We start from the raw sequence: 21,297 nt of genomic DNA, 5'->3' as shown, positions 1-21,297 counted from the left end.
GGTGCCTCGAGAAGTCCGCGTCCGTCCGGTCGGACCGTTGCCCGAAGAAGTGGACGGAGAAGTGGAGAGGCATGACATCGAACCCGGAGCCACCGTAGGCAGGCCACTCGGCCGGTGTCCAGTCCTAATTGTTGAAGACGGAAAACTGGGGGTTGCTTCCTGGAGCACTGCCGCCTTTTGTCCGGTTTGCAGGCGGCGACCCATAGTCACTACCGCTATGAAGCACACACTTTCAGCCAGTTGCCGGGGCAAGATCATTCAACCTTGACGACCGCTTGGCGGCGTGTTTTGATCGGTGAATCTCTGCTGAACACAAGGAAACGCCGTGGGCTTCCGCCGGCGGCGCACGGGCCTTGACCTGGGTCTTCCGGGCATGGCGGAGAAGGGGGAAAGTGGTACACGTGGGACGAATTTGGTCTGCCCTGGAGCAACCGCAGACGGATGCGCCGGGAGGGTTTCCCGGCTGGGTTCCGCACGCATACGAGACCTTTACAGCAAAGTTGCTCGACCAGGAACGCCCGTATCCCTGTTACTTCGGAGTGCAGGGCCAGCAGCGTGGAAACAATTGGTTCACCGTATTCGACTCATCTTTTCCGGACGAGCACGGGGTGCGGGCGCTGGGCGACGCCCTGGTGGAATTCCGTGAGCAGGCCCGGCGAGGTCCCAAGCGGCAGACGCTGATCGTTTTCGCGGGGCCGCCCGAGCCGCACGCCGAGCTGGCCGACCACCAGGCGGCGTTCTGGACACTGCTGAGAGATCTGAGTGCCATCGACACCGACCCGTGGCCGGAGGGCTTTCCCACCGACACCGCGGACCCCGCCTGGCAGTGGTGTTTCGCGGGGGAGCCGTGGTTCACCTTCATGGCCAGTCCCGGCTACCGTCACCGCGACAGCCGCGATCTGGGTCCCTGTCTGACGCTGGTCTTCCAGACCCGGCGCGTCTTCGAGGGCCTCAGCGGCTCCACGGTGGCCGGGCAGGCCGCCAAGCAGCGCATCCGTGCGGACCTGGAGCGCTACGACACGGTGCCGCCTCATCCCTATCTCGGCGACCCCATGTACTCCTCCGTCCACAAGTGGCGCCAGTACGCGCTGCCGGACGACCAGTCGGTGGGCAGACCCGAGAAGTGCCCCTTCGCCGGCTGACGCCGTCCTCCACCCGGCCCCACTCGGCCGCCACCCGCCCTGCCCGCACGCGTCGTGAACCCGTCCGCGTGCCGGCCCAGCAGCGCCGCACCACGTCGCATGCGTGCTTCATGAGTGCTTCCTGAGTGCTCCTCTCCGATCCGACCGGTCGAAAGGTGACTCCGTCGTGCCCGACTCCGACTTCTGGTCCCGTCATGTCTTCGTGCTCTTCAGCTCCGACGCGCCCTACCGGGGCGTTCACGCGGACATGGTCAAGCGGCTGCGCAAGGAGGGATTCCCGCCCGTCGCCGCCCGCGCCCTGCACGCCGACCCGGAGCTGATCGACGACCTGTACGCGGACCTCATCGCCGGCCAGTGGCAGACCTGGCGGTACCGGCTGGTGGACGCGGTCCTCGCGCTCGGCCCGGCCATGGCCCTGATCTGCCGGTACGAGGGGGACACCGGGTCCGGGCCGGACGGCGGTGCCCATGACGTCCTCGCCCTGCGCAAGGGCTACCAGCACCCGGAGCAAGCCGAACACGGCACCCTGCGCCGGGACTTCGGCGCCGTCAACAGCATCGTCGGGCTGATGCACAGCTCCGACGGGCCGGTGGAGTCCGAGCGCGAGGCCGCCATCTTCGGGCTGACCGCGGCGGACGCCGCCGCCGATCCGGACGCCGTGGCGGCCGAGATCGACTACCTGTGCCAGGTGATCGCCCCGCACACGCCCGAGCACCGGGACTTCGACCACGTGCTCGCCGCCGTCCGCACCCGGGTGGTGGCCGCCCTGTGGGAGGACCTGCCCGTGGACGTCCGCCACCGCGTGCGGGACCGGTTCCCGGAAACCGCCCGGCTGGGCGACGTGGGCGCCGGAGCCGAACTGGCCGCGCTGCTCACCGGCCACGTCCCCGAGCCGCTGCTGCCCTTCCTCGCCTGCGAGTTCGAGCCGTCGGCGGCCGACGGCATGCGCATGTCGGTGGCCGAGCAGGCGCTGCGGACCACCGGGGTGGTCCTCGACGCCTGGGAGCGGGTGGTGCTGGAGTCCTCGCTGCACTTCCCGCCGCTGCGCGCGAGCCGGCAGGCCGTCCGATGACGGTCGCCGGCGCCGACGCGCGGGTCCGGATCACCGTCACGGACTCCCTCGCCTCCGTGGGCCGCGAGGCCTGGAACGAGCTGGTGGCCGCCTGCGACGCCAGTGTCTTCCAGTCCTACGACTTCCTGCGCAGCGTCGAGTCCGACCCGCTGACGTACCCGTCGGCCGCGACCTACCTGCTGGCCCGCACTGACGCGGGCGACCTGGTCGCGGCCCTGCCCGTGTACCTCCAGCGGACCCGCGACCCCTTCGCGACCGGCCCCGGCGCCGACGCCGTGCTGAACGCCCTGGTCGGACAGGTCTGGCACTGCTACGACACCCGCCTGCTGCACCGCGGAGAGCTGACGGCGTGGCTCGTCGAGCAGTTCTGGCAGGCACTCGGGGACCTGGCGGCCGAGCACCGGGCCGAGATGTGGGGCCTGGTCAACGTGCCGCTGAGGGAGCCGCTGGCGCAGCAGCTCAAGGCCATCGGCGTACCGGTGGAGGAGACGGCGCCGCGCTACCGCCTGCCCATCGCGGGCGGCCCGGCGACCCTGGACGAGCACCTGGCCGGCATCGGCCGGGCCTCGCGCAGGTCGTTGCGGCAGTACGCGCGCCGGGCCGAGCGCTCCGGTGCGCGGGTCACCCTGCGCACCGGCCGCGACGCCGTCGACCAGGACGTGCTCGATCTGTGCCTCGGCACGGCGAACAAGCACGCGCCGGGCTACTACCCGCCCGACCGGCTCGGCGCGTTGATCGAGCGGCTGGGCGAGGCCTGCCGGATCCTGCGCATCGATCTGGACGGCACGCTCCTGGCCACTTCCATCTGCCTCTACGACGACACCCGTATGCACGCCTGGGCCGGCGGCTGTCTGTATCCGGCGGAACTCAACTGGAGCCCGCAGTACGCCTTGTTCGAGGCTGAGCTGAGAGCGGGTTTCGGCTCCGGCCGGCCGGTCCTCGAATGCGGCCGACGCAACGACGAGTTCAAGCTCCGCTACGGCCTGCAGGCGTATCCCCTCGGCCGCGCGGTGCTGCGCGGCCAGGCACGGACCTTCATCTGACGACCCGGAACTCCGGGCCCCACCCAACGACTTGGAATTCGGGGAACAACACCATGTCAGCCTCAGTGGGAGAGGGATTCGACCGCAGGGCCGCCGCACTGCTGCGCGCCGCGGCCAACGACCTCAAACGCGACGACGACAACGCCGAGCGTGACCTCGGCCTGGAACCGGGCACCTTCGCCGAGTACACCTCCGGGCGGCGGCCGGTCGACTGGGCCCTGCTGCGCCGGGCAGCCGAGGTCTGGCCGCTCAACGAGCGTGATCTGCTGCCCGTCCACGACGACTGCCCGACCGGTCTGGCGGTCCTGCGGGCCAAGGAGTCCGTGGCCAGCTCCCGGGTGCTGGCCCGGGGCGGCACGGACTACTACGAGTACCGCGACACCGCCATGTCCCGGCTCGCCTCCTACCGGCCGGAGTGGATCCGGATGCTCCAGGTGGTCGGGGACGACCGGGCGGACAACCCGAAGGTGCAGTGGAACCGCGGGCACCTGCTGTACCAGTTCACCTATTTCGTCGGCCCCGTCAACTACTACTACCGCTGGCAGGGCGAGTCGTACTGCGTGCCCATGCAGACCGGGGACTCCGTGTGGGGCCTGCCCTTCGCCCCGCACTCCTTCACGGCCCGCAGCGATGCCGAGCCGGCCTACATCCTCGCCCTGACCTACGGCGGCGGCCTGACCGGGGACGCCCAGCGGGAACTGGCGGTACTCGGCCGGCAGGCGGCCCGCGACCTTGCCCTGCCCGTCACGCCGGACGCCTCGTCCGCCGCCGGACCGGTCCGCTCCTTCATGGCGGCGGGCTGCGTCACGCCTGCCGAACTGGCCGCCCGCACCGGACTCGCGCCCGAACGGATCCGGCAGCTGACCGGCGGCGGCCCGGACGCCGTCCCCACACCGGCCGAACTCGCCGTGCTCGCCGAGGGGTTGGGGGCCTCCGTACGGGACCTGCTGCCGCCGCGCAGCACCGCGCGGCACGGTGTGTCCATCCAGCACGCCCGCGACGCGCGCAGCTGGGTGTATCCGGACGACGGCCGGCCCGCCTACCGGCTCACCCGGCTCGCGGGCGACCCGCTGCACCCGCACACCTCGTCCCTCCAGTTGGACGTGCTCGCCACGGCGGCCACCGACAGCGCCCCGCTGGCCACCTACCAGCACCAGTACCTGTTCGTGCTCGGAGACGCGCCGGTGCGGGTCGGCTGGGAGCGCGACGGCGAGCGCCGTACCGACATTCTCGAACCGGGCGACTCCGCCTACACCGAACCACTGGTCCCCCTCACGTTCTCGGCCGTCACCGGCGCCGCCCCCCGCGTCCTGCTGCTGCGCATCGGCGGACATGTCACCCCCGAGGTGCGCCACGCGCTGGGCTCCATGGCCGAGCAGGGCATCGACCGCTACATCGCCGAAGACCGCCTCTGGTACAGCAAGGAAGGAAACTGATCGCCGTGCCGGACACTCAGCCGATCGGGGCTCAGGGCTCCAAGGCCGCCCGCCTGCGCGCGCTCCTCGCCGGGACCTCCGTGGTCCGCGCCGTCGGCGCGCACGACGGTCTGACCGCCAAGCTGGTGCAGCGCGCCGGGTTCGAGGCCGTGTGGGCCTCCAGCTTCGAGATCTCCGCGAGCCACGGGCTGCCGGACGCGAGCCTGGTGACCATGACGCAGTACCTGGATGCCGCGATCGCGATGGACGCGGTCACCGACATCCCGGTCATCGCCGACTGCGACACCGGCTTCGGCGGCCCGATGAACGCCGCGTACGCGATGCAGCGTTACGAGCGGGCGGGCATCGCGGCGCTCTGCATCGAGGACAAGCTCTTCCCGAAGATCAACAGCTTCGCCGACGCGGCCCAGGACCTGCTGCCCACCGAGGACTTCGCCCTGAAGATCAAGAACGCCAAGGAGGTGCAGTCCGACCCCGACACCGTGCTGATCGCCCGCACCGAGGCGCTGATCGCCGGCCATCCGGTGACGGAGGCGCTGGAGCGGGCACACGCCTACGTCGCCGCGGGCGCCGACGCGGTCCTCGTGCACAGCAAGAGCCGCCGCCCCGAGGAGGTACTGGAGTTCGCCTCCCGCTGGCAGTCGCCGGTGCCGCTGGTCGCCGTACCGACCACCTACAACACCGTGACCGAGGGCGAGCTGTACGACGCCGGGTACCGACTGGTGATCTACGCGAACCAGGGCCTGCGAGCCGCGGTGAAGGGCATGCAGGAGGTCCTGCAGGATCTCGGCGGGGCGGACCGGGCCGCCGAGATCGAGGAGCGCATCGCGCCGATGGCCGAGGTCTTCGCGCTCCAGGGCATGCCGTCGACGTTCCGCACGAAACCGTGACCGGCCGGGCCGCCGGCGGGGCGGATGCCTTCCTCGCCGGGCTGGAGGACATCGGGGTCTCGCTGGTGTCCGGGGTGCCCTGTTCCTACTTCAAGGAGCCGATCCGGCGCCTGGAGCGGCACCCCCGGATCCGCTACGTCCCGGCGGTGAACGAGGGCAGCGCGCTGGCGATCGCCGCCGGTGCCCGGCTCACCGGCGAACCGGCCGCGGTGGTCGCGCAGAACTCCGGCTTCGGCAACCTGGTCAACCCGCTCACCTCGCTGGTGCTGCCGTACCGGATCCCCCTGCTGGTCTTCGTCAGCATGCGGGGCTGGCCCACAGCCGACGCGGGCGAGCCGCAGCACCACTGGATGGGCAGGGTCGTGCCCTCCTGGCTGGACTCGCTGGAGGTGCCGTACTGGTGGCTGACCGCCGACGGCCCCTCGCCCGATGCGGTCGTCAAGGAGGCGGGCACCGCCCTGGACTCCGGGCGCAGCGCGTTCGTCCTGGTGGGCAAGGGCGCCCTCAAGGACACCGCGCCGGCGCCGGAGGCAAGCACGGCCGACGTCTCGGTCCCCGACCGTGACGACCTGGTGGACGCGGTGCTCGCCGAGGTCCACGGGGAACGGATCCTGTCCACCACCGGCTACCTCTCCCGCACCCTCTACAACCGGGGCGACCGGCGCGGGAACTTCTACATGCAGGGCTCGATGGGCCACGTCGCGGGCCTCGCCCTGGGCGCGGCGCTGGCCCGGCCCGAGGAGCGGTTCGTGGTCCTGGACGGCGACGGCTCGGCCCTGATGCACCTGGGCTCTCTCGCCACCGTCGGCCACTACGCGCCCGCCAACCTGGTCCATGTCGTCTTCGACAACCAGGCGTACGACTCCACCGGCGGGCAGCCCACCACGTCCGGCACCACCGACTTCGCCGCAGTCGCCCGCGCCGTGGGCTACCGGCAGGTCCGCCGGGTGGGTACGAGGGCGGGGCTCCGGCCTGCTCTGCGGGCGCTGCTGGACGCACCGGGGCCCGGCCTGCTGGCGGTGGACGGGAAGGTCGGGGGCGCGCCCGGCGAGCGGGCTTCCAGCAGCCTGTCGGTGGCGGACATCGCTGCACGCTTCACCGCCCTGCACGGGGCAGCGGTTCCGCCCGGCGGCCACCGGGAGGAGGCGTGAGCGGCATGATGCTGCCGGCGCTCCCCGGCGCCTGGCCCGGCCTGACCCGGCTGCCCGGCCACCCGGCGGCCCATATCGGCGCCGGTGCCGCGGCCTGGCTGGGCGACGCGCTTGCCGCGCTCGGCGCCGACCGGGTGCTCGTGGTGCACGGCAGATCCTCCTACCTGCGCTCCGGCGCCGCCCGGAGCGTGGCGGCCCTGTCGGAGCGCCACACGGTGGAGCACTTCGACGGAGTGCGCCCCAACCCCGGCATCGAGCAGATCCGGGCCGGTGTCGACGCCGTACGGCGCTTCGCGCCCCACGCGGTCGTCGGCATCGGCGGCGGCAGCAGCCTGGACGTGGCCAAGGCCATCGCCGTCCTGGCCGCCCAGCGGCACGACGCCGAGGACTGCCTGCGCCACCCCGAGGCTGTCACCGAGCGCCGGGAGTGCGCACTCGTCCTGCTGCCCACCACGGCCGGCTCCGGCAGCGAGATGACCCGCTTCGCCACCGTCTACATCGAAGGCCGCAAGCACTCGCTCGATGTCGACCAGGCCCGGGCCGACCTGGTCCTGGTCGACACCGACCTGACCGCTTCGCTCCCCCTCGAAGACTCTGTGACCAGCGGCTTGGACGCGCTGAGCCAGGCCGTCGAGTCGTACTGGTCCGTCGCGGCCACCGGCGCCTCCCGGGAACTGGCCCTCGCCGCCCTGGACCGGCTCGTGCCGGCCCTGGCCCGCGCGGCCGACACCGGCACGTTCGCGGACCCGGCGATCCGCGTCGGCACCGCGCACGGGGCCTCCCTGGCGGGCGCGGCCATCGACCTCACCCGCACCACGGCGGCGCACGCCCTGTCGTACGACCTGACGGCGCGGCTGGGCCTCGCCCATGGCACCGCCGTGGCCCTGCATCTGCCGTGGCTGCTGGAGCGGCACGCGGCGGCCGGCACGGCCGACTGCCGCCATCCGCAGGGCGCCGCAGCGGTGCGGGACGCCGTGGCCGTCATCGAGGACACCACCCGTAGCCGCGCCGGCCGGAGCGTGCGGCAGCTGGTGGAACAGTTGCTGACCCGCGCCGGGCAGCCGACCCGGATCGAAGATCTGGCGCTGCCCGCGGAGCACTGGCTCGGCCCCATGACGGAGGCGCTCGCCTCCGGCCGGGCCGCCAACAACCCCTGCGTACTGACCGAGGCCGACGTGCTTCAGCTGCTCGGCTGAAACCGCTCCACGAAGCACGAAGAAACACGACGGAACACGCCGAAGCACGAAGAACGCGTGACCGGCGCACGACTGACCGACGCACGACGAAAGGCGGACGACGATGGCCACTGGCCGCGTGCTGTACACCGACCCCGCGTGGCTCGTGGAGGACGGCACCTGGAGCCGCGAACGGGCCACGGTGGAACGGGAGATCCTCGGACCGGACGTGGAGCTGCGCTTCGGCCCCTACGAGAACGGCCGCTACCTGGTCGACAGCCCCGCGATGCGTGAGGCGGCCGGCGGGTGCGAGGTGCTGGTGGTCTACCGCACCCAGGTCACCGGGGAACTCCTCGACGCGGCCGGGGACCGCCTGCGGGTGGTCGTGCGCCAGGGCGTCGGCGTGGACAACCTCAACGCCGATCTGCTCGCCGCCCGCGGCATCCCCGCCTACAACGTGCCCGACTACTGCGTGGACGAGGTCGCCGCCCACACCTCGGCGCTCGCCCTGGCGCTGGAGCGGCAGCTGGTCCCGCAGCACCGGACGCTGACCGGCGGGACCTTCGACATCTACGCCGGCGGCGTCCCGCACCGCACCAACCGGCGAACCCTCGGCATCGTCGGTTTCGGCCGCATCGGCCGCGCCGTCGCCCGGCGCCTCGGCTCCTTCTACGGCGAGGTCCGGGTCTACGACCCCTACCTCGGCCGCGACCTCGCCGAGGGCTACGGCGCCCGCGCCGCCGACACCCTCGAGGAACTGCTCGCCGCGTCCGACCTGGTGACCCTGCACTGCCCGTTGACCCCCGAGACCGAGCGGCTGATGGACGCCGACGCGCTGCGCGCCATGAAGCCGGGCGCCTTCCTGGTCAACGCGGCCCGCGGCAAGCTGGTCGATCCCGAGGCCCTGGGCAAGGCGCTGGAGCAGGAGTGGATCGCGGGCGCCGCCCTCGACGTCTTCTTCCCCGAGAACCCCCACCACGATCCCCGGTGGGAGCCGGTGCTGCGGCATCCCCGGATCGTGGTCACCAGCCACCGCGCCTTCCTGTCCGAGGAGGCCGAGGCCAGCAGCCGCCGCCGGGTGGCCGAGCTGGTGCGGGCGGCGCTGGACGGCCGCGTGGACGGCCACCCCGGCCGAGTCCCGGGACAGGGGGCGGCCCGGTGACCTCGCTCTCCCCGACGGCCGCCGGGGCCCACGGCCAGGACGTCGTCGTCCTGTCCACCGGCGACGTGCGCGTCCCGGTGCACCCGGCCGCCTCGGCCGTACGGGTACGGCGGGCCGACCAGCACTACCGGGCGCCCGCCGGCGACCCGGACCTCAGGGCCCTCATCGCCCGGTATGCCACCCCGGCGGGATCCCCGGCCGTCTCGGCCGAGCGGGTTCTCGTGGCGCCCGGGGCCCGGCAGGCCCTGGTCGCGGTGCTCGGCGCGATCCTGGGCGAGCGCCGCGAGGTGCTCTTCGCGACACCGTACTGGGCCAGCTACCCGCACCTCGTGCAGCTGGTCGGGGGCGTCCCCGTGCCGGTGCCGGGGCTGGTCGGCGACGGCACCCTCGACGTGGACGCGTGGGAGGCGCGGCGTACGCCGGACACGGCCGCCGTCATCGTCAACTCCCCCCGCAACCCCGACGGTGCCGTCATCCCCGAGGACTCGCTGCGCGCCCTGGTCGAGTGGGCCGGCCGGCACGGGCTGACCGTGATCTGCGACGAGGTGTACCGGGGGGTGCCGCTCGGCGGCCGGGCCGCACCCTCGCTGCGGGACGTGTTCCCGCAGCTGCCGGAGCACTGCGTGGTCGTCGACGGGCTGTCCAAGAGCCACGCCCTCGCGGGGCTGCGGTTCGGCTGGGCGATCGCACCCGAGGGCATCCGCGCCCGCGCCGTCGCCGTCGCCTCCCATCTCATCGGCAACACCAGCGGCCTGGTGCAGGACGCGGCGGCCGTCGTACTGGCCGAAGGGGAGCCTGAGCGGCAGAGGGTCGGCAGCGAACTCACCGCGAATCTGGATCTGGCGATGAAGGTCCTCGACTCCGTCGAGGGGCTCGTCTGCCCCCGTCCGCGAGGCGGCATCTTCCTGTTCCCGGACGTCCGGACGCCGCTCGCCGGCCTCGGCCGGCCCGGTGGGACCGGGGACGAGGCGCGCCGTGCGCCGGCCGCCTGGCTGAAGGACCGGCACCGGGTCGCGGTCGTGGACGGCTCGGCGTTCGGCGCGCCGGGCCATCTGCGGCTGTCGTTCGCCCTCCCCGCCGAACAGCTCACCACCGGACTGGAACGCCTGCGGCACGCGCTGACCACCGCGTGAACCGCGCCCGACGCACCGACGCCCCCGACCCGTTGTGAGAGGAAACCTTTCGTGGATGTCTCCGTGCTGGACCGGCTGCCCGCCCCGGTACGGGCCGAACTCGACCGCCGGCAGGTCGCCCTGCCCGCGATAGCGGCCCTGGTGCAGGCCGACGAGGACGAACCCGTGCTGCTCGCCGGCTCCTACGCGACCGGGGAGTGGAACCCCACCTCCGACCTCGATCTGCTGGTCCTCACCAAGCGGCACCGCCGGCGCCGCACACCCGGCACCACCAACCACCCGTCGATCCTCGGCGACAGCTTCGACGGACAGGCGGGCGACCTTCCGGTCAACGTCGAGTACGTCTCCGCGGAGCGCCTGCACGACCTCGCCCGGGTGCTGGAGAACACCGCACAGGACGGCGGCACGGTCGACCTGCCGAACTTCCAGGGACTGGAGATACGGCTCGTGCAGCGCGTGCACAAGGGCATCGCGCTGAGCGGCGACGGGGAACTGGACCGGCTCCGTGCGGGCCTCGACCTCGACGCGGTCCGCTCGGCGGCCACCGCCCTCGCCTTCGTCGGCACGCTCAGCCTGCTGGAGGACACGACGGTCCTGGCGAGCCCTACCCGCGAGCTGATGTGCCGGGGCGCCGCGGAGTCCCTGCTGATGTCGGCGGTGAACGCCTTCGGCCCGCTCACCCACGACGGCAAACACCTGCTCACCCGGGCGGCCGGCATCGCGGAACTGCCCCATGCGCCACGCCTGTTCGGGCAGATCGAGCCCCTGCTGTTCGCGGAACGCCTGCCTCACGAGGAGGCGCTCGGCCTGGTCCTGGACCTGGCCGAGGACCTGTACCGGTCGTTCACCGATCCGCGCTGCCCCTCGCGGGTGCTCCCGATGCTCGACCCGTTCGTCCCGGCCTGGGCGTGGACGGGGCGTGCGTGGCCGGCGACGGGACACGGCCTCGCGGGGACGGGGCAGGCCTTCGCGGGAGGAGGCGCGTGACGGGCGGCGGTGCCGGCCGGGCGGCCGACGAGGCGTGGGGGCTGTTGGACCCCGACCCGCCGCTGTTCGCGTCCGAGGCGTGGCTGGATCACATGTCCGGCCGGATCGAGGGCAGCCACCGCCGCTTCGTCAGCGCGCCCGGAACGCCCGACGCCACCGGCTTCTTCGGCACCGTCATCGGCGACAGCGAGATATCCGAGAGCAAGAACCCCTGGCAGCTGTTGTTCGAGCCGTGCGCCCTGCGGACGCTGACCCCCGGGGCCATGGCGGCGCAGGCCGCGGCCCGGGCCGGGGGGCCGCCCCGCGAGGCCTGGTTCCCCTCCCTGGTGCTGACGTACCCGGGCCTGGAATGCTTCCCGGCCGGTCCGGGCCGCCACCGCCCCGCCGCGCTCGACCGCGCGATCACGGACCTCGTCGGCCGGGCCCGTGACGAGGGCCTGCGGTCGGTGGCCTTCCTGTACGTACAGCCGGAGGAGCGGGCGCTCGCAAAGGCGCTGCGGCGGGCGGGGTTCGTGGAGTTCCCGCTCGCCCTGCGCTGCAACCTGCGCCCGCCGGGGACCTCGTTCGCCGACTACCGGGCCACACTGAGCCGCAGCGCGGTCCACAGCATGGACCGCATCCGGCGCCGTATGGCCGAACGGGGCGTGTCCTTCGGCCGGTTCCCCCTGAGCGAGCTGGACGACACGGATGTCGAGCGGCTCGTCGAGCTACGGCTCCAGCACCGCGCCAAGTACGGCCGACGCCCCGACGCCTGCGGGGAGCGGGACCAACTGACGGCGTTCCGAAGGTACTTCGGGGACCGGGTGGAGGTCGTGGCCGCGCTGGCCGACGAGCGGATCATCGGGTTCTGCCTGTTCCTCGATGCCGGAGACCAACGGCACGCCTGGTCGAACGGCACCGACTACACCGACAGCCGGTCCAAGGACACCTATTTCGAGGTCTGTTACTACCGGCCGGTCGAGGACGCCTACCGCACCGGCCGCAAGGAGCTGTCCTTCAGCTACGGCGCGGAGATCACCAAGCTCGAGCGGGGCTGCCGCCTGGACGAGGTGAGCGGCTTCGTCCTCCCGCTGGACGACGGCGACCTGGAGTCGGCTCGCCGCGCGGCGCGGGCCCTCGCCGGGGGGCTCGCCCGTCCCGGCAGGGGAACGCACAGGACGACGACGGGAGAGTGACGGGACAGTGATGGACGCCGACGCCGGCAACGCCCGCAAGAGGCTGGGCATCTTGCGGGAGCCGGGCTTCCGGTACTACTGGACGGCCCGCGCCCTGTCCCTGGTCGGGGACTACGCCTTTCGTACCGCCTTCGCCACGCACATCATCAGTGTCAGCGGCTCGGCGTCCACGCTGGCCACCGCGACGGCCGTGCTGCTGGTGCCCTCACTGGTGTTCTACCTGGTGGGAGGCGCCGTCGGGGACCGCACGCGGTCCCGGCGGGCGATCATGGTCGGGGCGGACATCACCCGGTTCGTGGTCCTCCTGCTCATCGCGGGGGTGACCTACTGGACGTCCAGCGTGGTGCTGCTCGTCGTCCTCGCCGTGCTGATCGGTGTGGCGGACGGCTTCTTCCAGCCCGTGTCCTTCGCGTACATGCTGGAGATCACGCCCAAGGAGAAGCTGGTCGCGGCGAACTCGGCGCTCTCCGTCGGCCAGCAGATCGGACTCATCGGCGGCCCGCTCGTCGGCGGGTTCATGGTGAGCCTCGCGGGTGCCTCCGCGACGTTCGCGTTCGACGCGGCCACCTTCCTGCTCTCGGCGATCCTGCTCCTGCTCGTCCGCACGTCCCGGAACACCGGCGAGGAGAGCGGCCCCGGCGCCGCGGAGCCGGACCCCGTGGCCGAGGACAGCACGGCCGGGGAACCGGTGACCGGCATCCACCGGCTCCGGCAGGTCGGCGCGGACGTCACCCAGGCGGGCCGGTATGTGGCCGGCCTGCGCTGGCTGCTGGTCTCCCTGGTGGTCGGCGCCTGCACCAACGCCGTGTACGCGGGTGTCCTCGATGTCTCGGTGCCGCTGATCATGGCACCGCAGGGGACGTCCGAGGGCCGGTCGCTGGGCACGTTCTACGCGCTCCAGGGCATCGGCGCGCTGGCCGGGGCGGCGGTGCTGGTCAAGCTGACGGTGCGCAGGATGGGGCCCGTCCTGTTCCTCATGCTGGCCATCATGGCGCTGTCCCTCGCGGCGACCGGTGTGATCGGCGGCGGCGCGGGCGCGCTCGCGATGGCCTTCGTCTACGGGATCGGCCTGCACTTCTTCAACTCGCTCTTCCCCAGCCTGCTGCAGGAACGGGTACCGGAGTCCCTGCTCAGCCGCGTGGGCAGCCTGGCGTTTCTCGGCTTCAACGGCCTGATGCCGCTCGGCGCCCTGCTGATGGGCCCGCTGGTGAGCACGCTCGACGCCCGTGGTGCGGCCGCCTGGGCCGGTCTCGCGGCCGCTCTGGCAAGCCTTGCCGCCCTGATGTCCGGCGACGTGCGCCGCCTCACCGCCCAGAGCCCGAAGCCGGACACGAGTGCGCGGCCGGACCCAGCCGACGGAGACAAGGACGCCGTCGCCAGGCACTAGGCGCGCTCGTCAGTTGCCCGCCCCGACAAGGAACAGGAAGATCATGCACAGGACAGAAGTAACCCCGCTGTCCGGCCCGTTCGACGGCGCCGCCTGGGACCGCCTGGGTCCGGGCGCCGCGGTGCAGGGGGGCCGCTGGCTGCGGTCGATGATCAGTCGGCTGCCGGGCGAGCCGGTGACGGTCCGGTACGACGGCCCGAACGGCGCGCTCGCCTTCACCGGTGCGGTGGTCCGGGACGGCGACGCGTACGAGGCGTACAACCCATGGGCGATCCTGCGCCGTCAGGACCCCGTCTTCCCCGAGGCGGAGTGCTCGAGCCGACGCGTCCTGCCGCAGCTCGGCGACGGGCGCGAGGAGATCCTGCCGGGACTGCTGCTGGTGGCACCCGGATACCTCGGGGATCCGGTAGGGCCGGCCGCGGACCACCCCGAGAGCGTGGAGCAGTGCCTCGCCGACGTCTGCGCCTGGGCAAGCGGGAAGGGCCTGGCCACGGTGTCGGTGCTGTACGCCACACCGGTCGGCTCCCGGGTCCTGGCCCCGGCCGTCGGCGCCCTGGGGGGCGAGAGCTTCCGTCTGACGACGCGTTCGATGATGCCGGTGACGTGGGACGACGAGGAGGCCCTTGCAGGGAGCCGGTCGAGGCGGCGGCGCATCGAGGTGCAGCGGCAGCTGCGCCGCCTCGCGGAACACGGTTGCGCCGTCGGGACGGGAGACCCCGGCGAACTGTTCGACGAGGTCGTCGAGGGCAGGTGCACACTGCTGCACTGGTACGGCCAGCCCGCCGACGAGGCGGCCGAGCGGCGCCGGCTGCGCACCCTCATCGACTCGTTCGGCACGGACCTGTTGCTCTACACCGCCCACCTCGACGGCCGGCTGATCGCCCACGCGCTGTTCGTGTCCGACATGAGGACGTTGCAGAACGTGTACGCCGGCACCACAGAGACCGGCCGCAAGACCCCATACGCACACCTGGCGGTGACCTATCACGAACCGATGCGGCGTGCCACGCGCGAGCGCTACGACCGGATCGACTACGGCGTCGGCCATGGGGACACGAAGCGGTTGCAGGGTTGTGACGCCGTACCGCTGACGGGACATGTGATCCCGCTGTAGTGGCTTCGTACAACGTCCGCCGCGCCCACGCCATCTCCCCGCTCTCCGCCCTGTAGTACGAGTACTCGGTCTCCGAGCGCTGGCAGGGCGAGAACTACGCCTGCAACCTGCGGGCCGCTGATCAGCCCCGCCAGCTCGCCGCCGCCAAGGGCGTCACACCCGCCCAGCTCGCCCCGTCAGGCAGATCCTGCCCCGGGGGTCCGCCGGCAGCCGCTACCCCGGCGCCTTCATGCCCGACCACCTCACCGACCGACTCACCGCAGAGGAGCCCTACGTCCTGGACTACGAGATCTGCCGGGGCGACGACGGGACGTACTTGGCTGTGGCCAGGTTGGCGCCGGGTGCCGAGGACATTCCGGCCTGGGCGTGCATGAGGGGAACGATGGGGGTGTAGACGAACCTGCCGATCCCCTGTCCCGCGGCGAGCGCTGCCGCCGCCTGGACGACGATCGTCCAAGGCGACCGCGTTCGGAGACGGGCGCGGGCCGATGACTGCACGGTCTTGGCACCTTCCTGGGCGGCGTTCGGTGGCCGCCTTTCACGCTGGGCAGCGCCCGCAGGCTTGTGAAATGCCGGCTGAGCTGCCGCTATGCCCGGCAGGCATGGATGCTGCGAAGGCAACGGAGTGCCCGTCTCGGGCGAGGCCGGCCGTGCCCTCGGCCCGGAGTGCGACCGCGTCGACGTCGCACCGACCGCGGTCAGGGTCGCATCGCACCGGAGCGGACGTCGACTCCCGATGCGGTGCCCGGCACCTCGCGTCGTCGGACGACGGCGCCGTCCGCGCCCCGGCCACGCTCCGCCAGGTCCCGCCGCCCCGCCTCCGCCACGGCATCGACCTGCTGGCCGTCACCGCCGTACCGCGGCCGCGAGGAGCCGCGCTTTCGAGCACACCCCGGGCGCGAGCACCCCGGCCGACCGTCCGCACCCGTACGCGGGTTCTGCCGCCGCCGAAGCCGGCCTGTTCCTGCCGGACGCCCCATTGGCCGCATCCGCCGGGAGGCCGCACGCGGGCCGGTTCCCGGGCTCGCGCCCGGCAACCGGCCCGCCGTCGTGCTCGCCTGTGGTGTCCGTCACCGGCCGAAGCCGTAGGCGAACAGATGGTCGGTGCCCGTCGAGCCGGTCACCGGCAGCGTGATCGACGCCACCTGCTTGGACGAGTCCAGCGGGACCCTCGTGGCGAAGACGTACGTCTTGACGTTGTCCCGGCCGCCGCTCCCGGTGTTCCGGTACGCCGTCGTCACGGCCGTCGTGTCACCCGCGAGCGGCTTGCCCGCCCCGCCGTTGAGCGTCCAGTCCGAGAAGCCGACGGTCGCCTTCGATGCGGTGCCGTCCGTGTAGGTGACGGTCACCGTGCCCGAGACCCCGCTGCCGTCGGTCGGCGCGTTGGTCGCCGTACCCAGCAGGCCCAGCGACGCTCCCGATGTCCCGGCCGGCATGAGGAGGGTCTGGCCGGCCATCTCCACGTTGTCCAGCCGGCCGGACGCCACGGTGGGCCAGTTGTAGGAGATGCCGTCGACCGTGAGGGGGGAGCCGCTGGTGACGCCCGCCGCTGACAGCGCGTTCTGCGAGAGGGCCCAACCGCCGCCGTCGAAGCCGCCCGAGAAGCCGGTGCCGTCGGGGTAGATGCCCTCGTTGGTGTCGAACGGCCACAGCGCACCGGCCTTGGCCACGGCCACGCGGAGGGTCGCCCCGCTCAGCGCCGCACCGGTGCCGTGGTCGGTCAGCGCGAAGGCGACGGGGAACGTCCCCTCGCCCGCGCCCGCACTCACGTGGACCTTTGCCTCGGCGCTCCCCGAGGCGGGCACCGTCAGCGAACCGGACGACGTGTCCAGCGTGACGCCGGTGGGCGCCGTCGCCTTCCAGTCGACCGTGACCGCCTTGCTGCCGAGGTTGGTCAGGTCGAGCGTGCCGTCACCGGACGTGCCCGGCTGGAGCACCAGGCCGTCGCTGGAGGGGCCGGTCGCGGCCAGCACCCGGCCACCACCGGTGGTGTCCGACGGCGGCGCCGCCGACGCGCCGGACGCCCATGAGGTGTCGGGCCGGGTGCCGAGCGTGAAGTCGATCGTACCCGCGCCCCTGAGCTGCTGGTACGTCAGCCAGGATCTCTTCCACTCCTTGCCCCTGACGTCGAGCGACTGCACATACGGCGCGTCGGGCGCGGCCTGCGGGGCGTTGATCCGCACCGTCCCGCCGCCCCCGAAGGTCACCTGGGCCACCGGGAAGACCGGACTGCCGAGCGCCAGCGTGTCCGTACCCGGGGTCTCGGGATACATGCCGAGCTCGGACCAGACGTACCAGGAGCTCATCGCGCCGAGATCGTCGTTGCCGAAGGAGCCCACCGGAGCGTTGAAGTACAACTTCTGCTGGGCTGCACGGACGGCCGCCTGGGTCTTCCACGGCCGGCCCGTGTAGTCGTACTCCCAGGGGATCTCCACGCTGGGCTCGTTGCTCAGGTCGGCGTTGGTGTTGCCGGGGTCGGTGATGTTGCCGAGCAGGCTGTCCAGGTAGGACGAGTACGCCGTGTCACCGCCGCGCGCCTGGATGAGCTGCTTGAGGTTGAACGGGACCATCGGCGTGTACTGGGCCGACGTGCCCTCCACGAAGCCGTTGGAGGTGCCCGGGGTGAAACCGCCCGCGAACTGGCCGTCCTTGTTCCTGCCCTGCAGGTAGCCGGTCTGCGGGTTGAACACGTTCATCCAGTCCTGGGCGCGGGTGGCGAACTTCTCGTAGACGGCAGTCCTGCCCAGCGACTTCGCGAAGGCGGCCAGGGCGTAGTCGGCGGAGTCGTACTCCAGTTGCGTGGAGACCGGGCCGTAGAAGTTGCAGCAGCCGTAGTCGTTCTCGTCCAGCGGGAGATAGCCCTTCGCGGCCCGCACCGACTCGCCGGGGCGATCGTTGTTCGGGACGGTGGCCTCGTGCTGCAGGGCGGCCAGCGCCTTGCCCGTGTCGAAGCCCCGGGCGCCGAAGGCGTACGCGTCGGCGATGATGCCGGCGGCCGGGTCTCCGACCATCACATAGCTCTCACCGTTGTTCGAGGCCCACTTGGGCAGCAGGCCCGTCTGGTCGTACCCGTTGAGCATCGAGGTGACGACGTCGCTTGTGACCTTGGGCTCGACGATCGCCATCAGCTGGGTCTGGGAGCGGTAGGTGTCCCAGCCGGAGTAGTTGGCGTACTGGGCCTTCTGTCCCCTGGCCAGCTTGTGGACCTGGTTGTCCATCCCCATGTACCGGCCGTCGTCGTCCGAGAAGACGTTCGGGTGCAGCAGCGCGTGGTAGAGCGCGGTGTAGAACTGCACCCGCTGGTCCGAGGAACCACCCCCGATCCGAAGCCTGTTCAGCACCGCGTCCCAGGCGTCATGGTTGGCCCGCTGCACGGCGTCGAAGTTCCACCTCTTGATCTCGGTGGCGAGGTTGTCCGCCGCGCCTGCGTCACTCGTGTACGAGATGCCGACCTTCGCGCTCACCGTCGGATCGACCGAGGTGTCGAAGGTCAGGTACATGCCGTTCGCGCCGGTCGTGGGAGGCTGGGCGGCCGTGCCCGCGGTGGACGAGCGGGGCACGGCGCCGGCGTCCGGGGCCGGGGAGGGGGTGCCGGAGGCCTTGTCACCGCTCCCGTGGATCGTGGGGGACGGCGTCGCCGGGACGGTGAAGTGCCTTTCCTTCAACGGGGCCGGGCTGGAAGCCCGTTGCGGGACCTGCCGCACCCTGCCCGCCTTGAGCGACGTCGCGCCGGGATTGACGGTGCTGCCGACCCAGGTGCCGCTCGCGGTGAACGGCTGGTCGAACTTGATGTCGAAGTGCAGCGTGTACCTGTTGCTCGCGCCGCAGAAGTGACCGCTGTCGATCGCGCCGCTGATCTCCTTGTCGTTCACCACCCGCACGCGGGTTCCGTCCACCTGCGTGGCGCCACCGCTGAGCTTGAACAGCAGGTTCGCCTGCCGGCCTGCGGGGAAGGTGAAGGTGCCCAGCCCGGCGCGGGTGGTATCGGTCAGCCGGGTCGTGACACCGTTCGCGTCGGTGACCCCGTAGTACCCGATGCCCGCCCGCTCGTCCGCGTGGCGGAAGCCGACGGACGCGTCGCCGGGGTTGCCCGGCAACGCGCCGGTCACCGGCAGGACGGGCAGGTCGCCCGCGACGGGACAGCCGGGCCCCGAAAGGTGGGTGAGGCTGAAGCCGGAAATCTTGTTGTCGTTGTACTCGTAGCCGCCACCGTCAGGGCGGTCCGGCGTCGTGTCGGGACCCCACTGCACCATGCCGGCCGGCATGTCGGGGCCGGGGAAGGTGTCCACCGCCCCGGAGGTGCCGATGAGGGGGTTGACGAGGGAAGCGGGGTCCTTCACCAGGGCCGGCGTCGCGGCACTGACGGCATGGGCGCTCCCGATCGCCGGGAGCGGAAGCACGGCCATGCCCAGAACGGACACCACGGCCAGGCGTTGCCGCAATCTCCTTCGGTTACGTGACGCGGCTGAACGTCGGGGTCTCACCATCGGTTGCCTCCGCAGCGGTTCGTGCTTCGCACATCAGGTGGCGGCGCGCCGAAGCAGGCCGGAACGCCGGCGACAGGCAACGGTTCCGGCCACTCCCACCCGGCCTGACAACGTTGCCATTCACGAGTGTCGAGTGAAACGCGTGTTCTTACGGCGTGTCAACGAGGCCAACGAGACTTTCTGATTGCGAAGTTCAGCAGGGCACGTGCGGCTGCGGATGCCGTCGACCGTGTCCATGGCCCGGCGCCTGCGGTTTGTCGCGCGCGGCCGCTGATCGCGGGATGGGCGTGTCCGACGTATCAGGCCGGGTGATCGTGCGGTTGCAACCGCCCCTCTCCCCGCGTCGACGCGTTCGCCCGCGTCCGGCCGCCGCCGACCAGCGCCAGGGACAACCAACCCACGCTGCCACGCGGCGCGTTCGACAAGGGCCGCGTGAACCCCACGACCCCGGACAGGCCGGCCGCAGGCATTCACCACCGCACCGAAGCCGGAGCGTCGGGTTGCGGGCCGTCATCGACATGCCCGACAACCTCGATCGACCCTGCGGAACTCCCCGGCCGGCGGGTATCCGCCATCCGGCCGTCCCAGCCGTGACCGCCCTGCATCGCCGGACTCCCAGGCACTCCATTGCCGAACTTTTAAGCACTCAACAACCGGCGATACACCCGGATGTCACCCGAGGCCCTGAAAATGTCATGTCCATGCGTTCTTTCAACCTGGAGGGTCCCTTGCCGACTCTGCGACGTCCCCAGCTGTCCTGGCCCAGGCGGTTCGCGGTGCTGATCGCCGCCATCGCGTCCGTGGTCAGCGTGTCCGCCGTCAACAGCCCGGCCGCGAATGCCGCGGTCTACGGCTCCTGCAACATCAGCGGATGCGGCGACGCTGCCTCGGCCAACTCGACCTGGTCCGGTCTCGGCTACCCGACCGCTCGGGGTTGGTACGACTGGCCCGACGGCGAGTGCAGCTACGCGGGCGGCGAGTTCTACAACAACGACGGGCAGTTGCCCTCCGGCGACACCTTCTACGAGTACGACGTCTACCCGCGCGCCTGTGGCGCCCATCGTGACGCCTACCGGATCGTCGTCGACTCCAACACCGGTGCGGTCTGGTACTCGCCCGACCACTACAGCGACTTCTACCAGCTCTGACCACTCCGGCCGGACTACAACGATCCGCCTGCACGGACGGGCGGGTGAGTGAGTGTCGCGGCTGATACCCCATCAGGGGCGGTCCTCCCGGGACCGCCCCTCGATCATGTGCAGGCCCACCGGATCCGGCAGCGCCCACGGGGTCGACGAGCCAGGTGCGCTGTCCCGGGACGTCGGTGACACGCGTGCTGGGTGCTTGAACAGGTGGGGGCCTTCTGGGTTCGGTGTGGAATGCGACATCTCCACCGGTACTCAGGAGGCCCTCGTATCCCCCACCGTCATGCCCCGCTGACGCCGACCGGCAGGCGTCACCGACCTCGGAGGCCTGGCCGCGGCACCACATCGGAGTCCGCATCCGCAAGGCGATCCACTTCGGCGGGCAGTCGCCTGCGCCGGGGCGCGCTTGCCCTGCTCGAGTACGGCAACTGCCTGTGCCCCGACCGTCTGGTGCTCATGCACGGGGACGTGCACCCGGGCCCCACCGCCGTGGAGCGGCACCATCCGGCCCCCGGCACTGTCGACGCTGCTGTTCTGGACCGACACCGGCATCGGCGCTCCCGCGGTGGACTTCGTCGACATGCCCTACGCCGGCCGCCCGGACGTCCTCGACCGACTCCTCGGGGCCTACCGGTCGGCGCGGCGAGGCCCCGGCGGGATGCGGACGCACATCCTGGCCCACGGTGCATGGCGGTCCGGCTGCTGTCGAATAGTACGGCGAGAGGTTCCGCGGCCAGGTTGACGCGCAGGCGCAGCACGCTGGGCAAGGCCTGGTCGGGGAAGGCGGGCCGGGCGGGC

The 21,297-nt window shown here is 71.9% G+C and carries 15 protein-coding genes and 1 pseudogene; 14 read left to right on the top strand and 2 right to left on the bottom strand.

Annotation, left to right across the window (positions count from 1 at the left end; genetic code table 11):
- Positions 1 to 392 precede the first annotated feature (392 nt).
- The 13 genes from ACZ60X_RS07220 to ACZ60X_RS07160 all read left to right on the top strand — a co-directional run bounded on the left by ACZ60X_RS07220 (position 393) and on the right by ACZ60X_RS07160 (position 14,867).
- Entirely contained in the window at positions 393 to 1,142 is a 750-nt protein-coding gene (locus ACZ60X_RS07220) for a YqcI/YcgG family protein (protein WP_469594339.1), read from the top strand.
- A 166-nt stretch (positions 1,143 to 1,308) separates the two neighbouring features.
- Positions 1,309 to 2,214, top strand: coding sequence for a nucleoside-diphosphate kinase (locus ACZ60X_RS07215; RefSeq protein WP_469594336.1), 906 nt, complete (start codon positions 1,309 to 1,311; stop codon positions 2,212 to 2,214).
- Positions 2,211 to 3,257: a GNAT family N-acetyltransferase gene (locus tag ACZ60X_RS07210; RefSeq protein WP_469594333.1), complete on the top strand. Its 1,047-nt coding sequence runs from the start codon at positions 2,211 to 2,213 to the stop codon at positions 3,255 to 3,257. The genes ACZ60X_RS07215 and ACZ60X_RS07210 overlap by 4 nt, the downstream gene beginning before the upstream one ends.
- 53 nt (positions 3,258 to 3,310) lie before the next feature.
- Positions 3,311 to 4,693, top strand: coding sequence for a cupin domain-containing protein (locus ACZ60X_RS07205; RefSeq protein WP_469594330.1), 1,383 nt, complete (start codon positions 3,311 to 3,313; stop codon positions 4,691 to 4,693).
- 5 nt (positions 4,694 to 4,698) lie between these two features.
- Entirely contained in the window at positions 4,699 to 5,583 is an 885-nt protein-coding gene (locus tag ACZ60X_RS07200) for an isocitrate lyase/phosphoenolpyruvate mutase family protein (RefSeq protein WP_469594328.1), read from the top strand.
- Positions 5,580 to 6,734: a phosphonopyruvate decarboxylase gene (aepY, locus tag ACZ60X_RS07195; RefSeq protein WP_469594326.1), complete on the top strand. Its 1,155-nt coding sequence runs from the start codon at positions 5,580 to 5,582 to the stop codon at positions 6,732 to 6,734. Before ACZ60X_RS07200 ends, aepY begins: the two co-directional genes overlap by 4 nt.
- Before the next feature lie 5 nt (positions 6,735 to 6,739).
- Complete coding sequence (locus ACZ60X_RS07190) at positions 6,740 to 7,930, top strand: phosphonoacetaldehyde reductase (protein ID WP_469594435.1); 1,191 nt, start codon at positions 6,740 to 6,742, stop codon at positions 7,928 to 7,930.
- A 103-nt stretch (positions 7,931 to 8,033) separates the two neighbouring features.
- The gene (locus ACZ60X_RS07185; protein ID WP_469594323.1) at positions 8,034 to 9,071 is read left to right on the top strand and encodes a C-terminal binding protein; all 1,038 of its coding nucleotides are present in this window, start codon (positions 8,034 to 8,036) and stop codon (positions 9,069 to 9,071) included.
- Positions 9,068 to 10,204 carry a pyridoxal phosphate-dependent aminotransferase gene (locus tag ACZ60X_RS07180; protein ID WP_469594321.1) on the top strand — a complete coding sequence of 379 codons (1,137 nt, stop codon included), beginning with the start codon at positions 9,068 to 9,070 and terminating at the stop codon, positions 10,202 to 10,204. Before ACZ60X_RS07185 ends, ACZ60X_RS07180 begins: the two co-directional genes overlap by 4 nt.
- A gap of 51 nt (positions 10,205 to 10,255) precedes the next feature.
- Positions 10,256 to 11,191 carry a nucleotidyltransferase domain-containing protein gene (locus tag ACZ60X_RS07175; RefSeq protein ID WP_469594319.1) on the top strand — a complete coding sequence of 312 codons (936 nt, stop codon included), beginning with the start codon at positions 10,256 to 10,258 and terminating at the stop codon, positions 11,189 to 11,191.
- On the top strand, positions 11,188 to 12,366 hold the full coding sequence (locus ACZ60X_RS07170; RefSeq protein ID WP_469594316.1) for a GNAT family N-acetyltransferase: 1,179 nt from the start codon (positions 11,188 to 11,190) through the stop codon (positions 12,364 to 12,366). Before ACZ60X_RS07175 ends, ACZ60X_RS07170 begins: the two co-directional genes overlap by 4 nt.
- A gap of 10 nt (positions 12,367 to 12,376) precedes the next feature.
- On the top strand, positions 12,377 to 13,753 hold the full coding sequence (locus tag ACZ60X_RS07165) for an MFS transporter (protein WP_469594314.1): 1,377 nt from the start codon (positions 12,377 to 12,379) through the stop codon (positions 13,751 to 13,753).
- Positions 13,754 to 13,796: 43 nt separating this feature from the next.
- Positions 13,797 to 14,867 (top strand): GNAT family N-acetyltransferase, encoded by a 1,071-nt coding sequence (locus tag ACZ60X_RS07160; protein WP_469594312.1) that lies wholly within the window; start codon positions 13,797 to 13,799, stop codon positions 14,865 to 14,867.
- Positions 14,868 to 15,176: 309 nt separating this feature from the next.
- Here ACZ60X_RS07160 and ACZ60X_RS07155 read toward each other — a convergent pair.
- Positions 15,177 to 15,317 (bottom strand): annotated as a pseudogene (locus ACZ60X_RS07155) (MFS transporter); the annotation flags it as partial.
- Between the two features lie 620 nt (positions 15,318 to 15,937).
- Positions 15,938 to 19,273, bottom strand: coding sequence for a GH92 family glycosyl hydrolase (locus tag ACZ60X_RS07150; RefSeq protein ID WP_469594310.1), 3,336 nt, complete (start codon positions 19,271 to 19,273; stop codon positions 15,938 to 15,940).
- 809 nt (positions 19,274 to 20,082) lie between these two features.
- Here ACZ60X_RS07150 and ACZ60X_RS07145 point away from each other — a divergent pair.
- On the top strand, positions 20,083 to 20,502 hold the full coding sequence (locus ACZ60X_RS07145; protein ID WP_469594308.1) for a ribonuclease domain-containing protein: 420 nt from the start codon (positions 20,083 to 20,085) through the stop codon (positions 20,500 to 20,502).
- The last annotated feature ends 795 nt before the right edge of the window (positions 20,503 to 21,297 follow it).

This window comes from Streptomyces sp. NPDC104106, from assembly GCF_055584345.1.
Note: the sequence above shows the minus strand (reverse complement) of the source record. Positions and strands in the feature narration are given on the sequence as shown.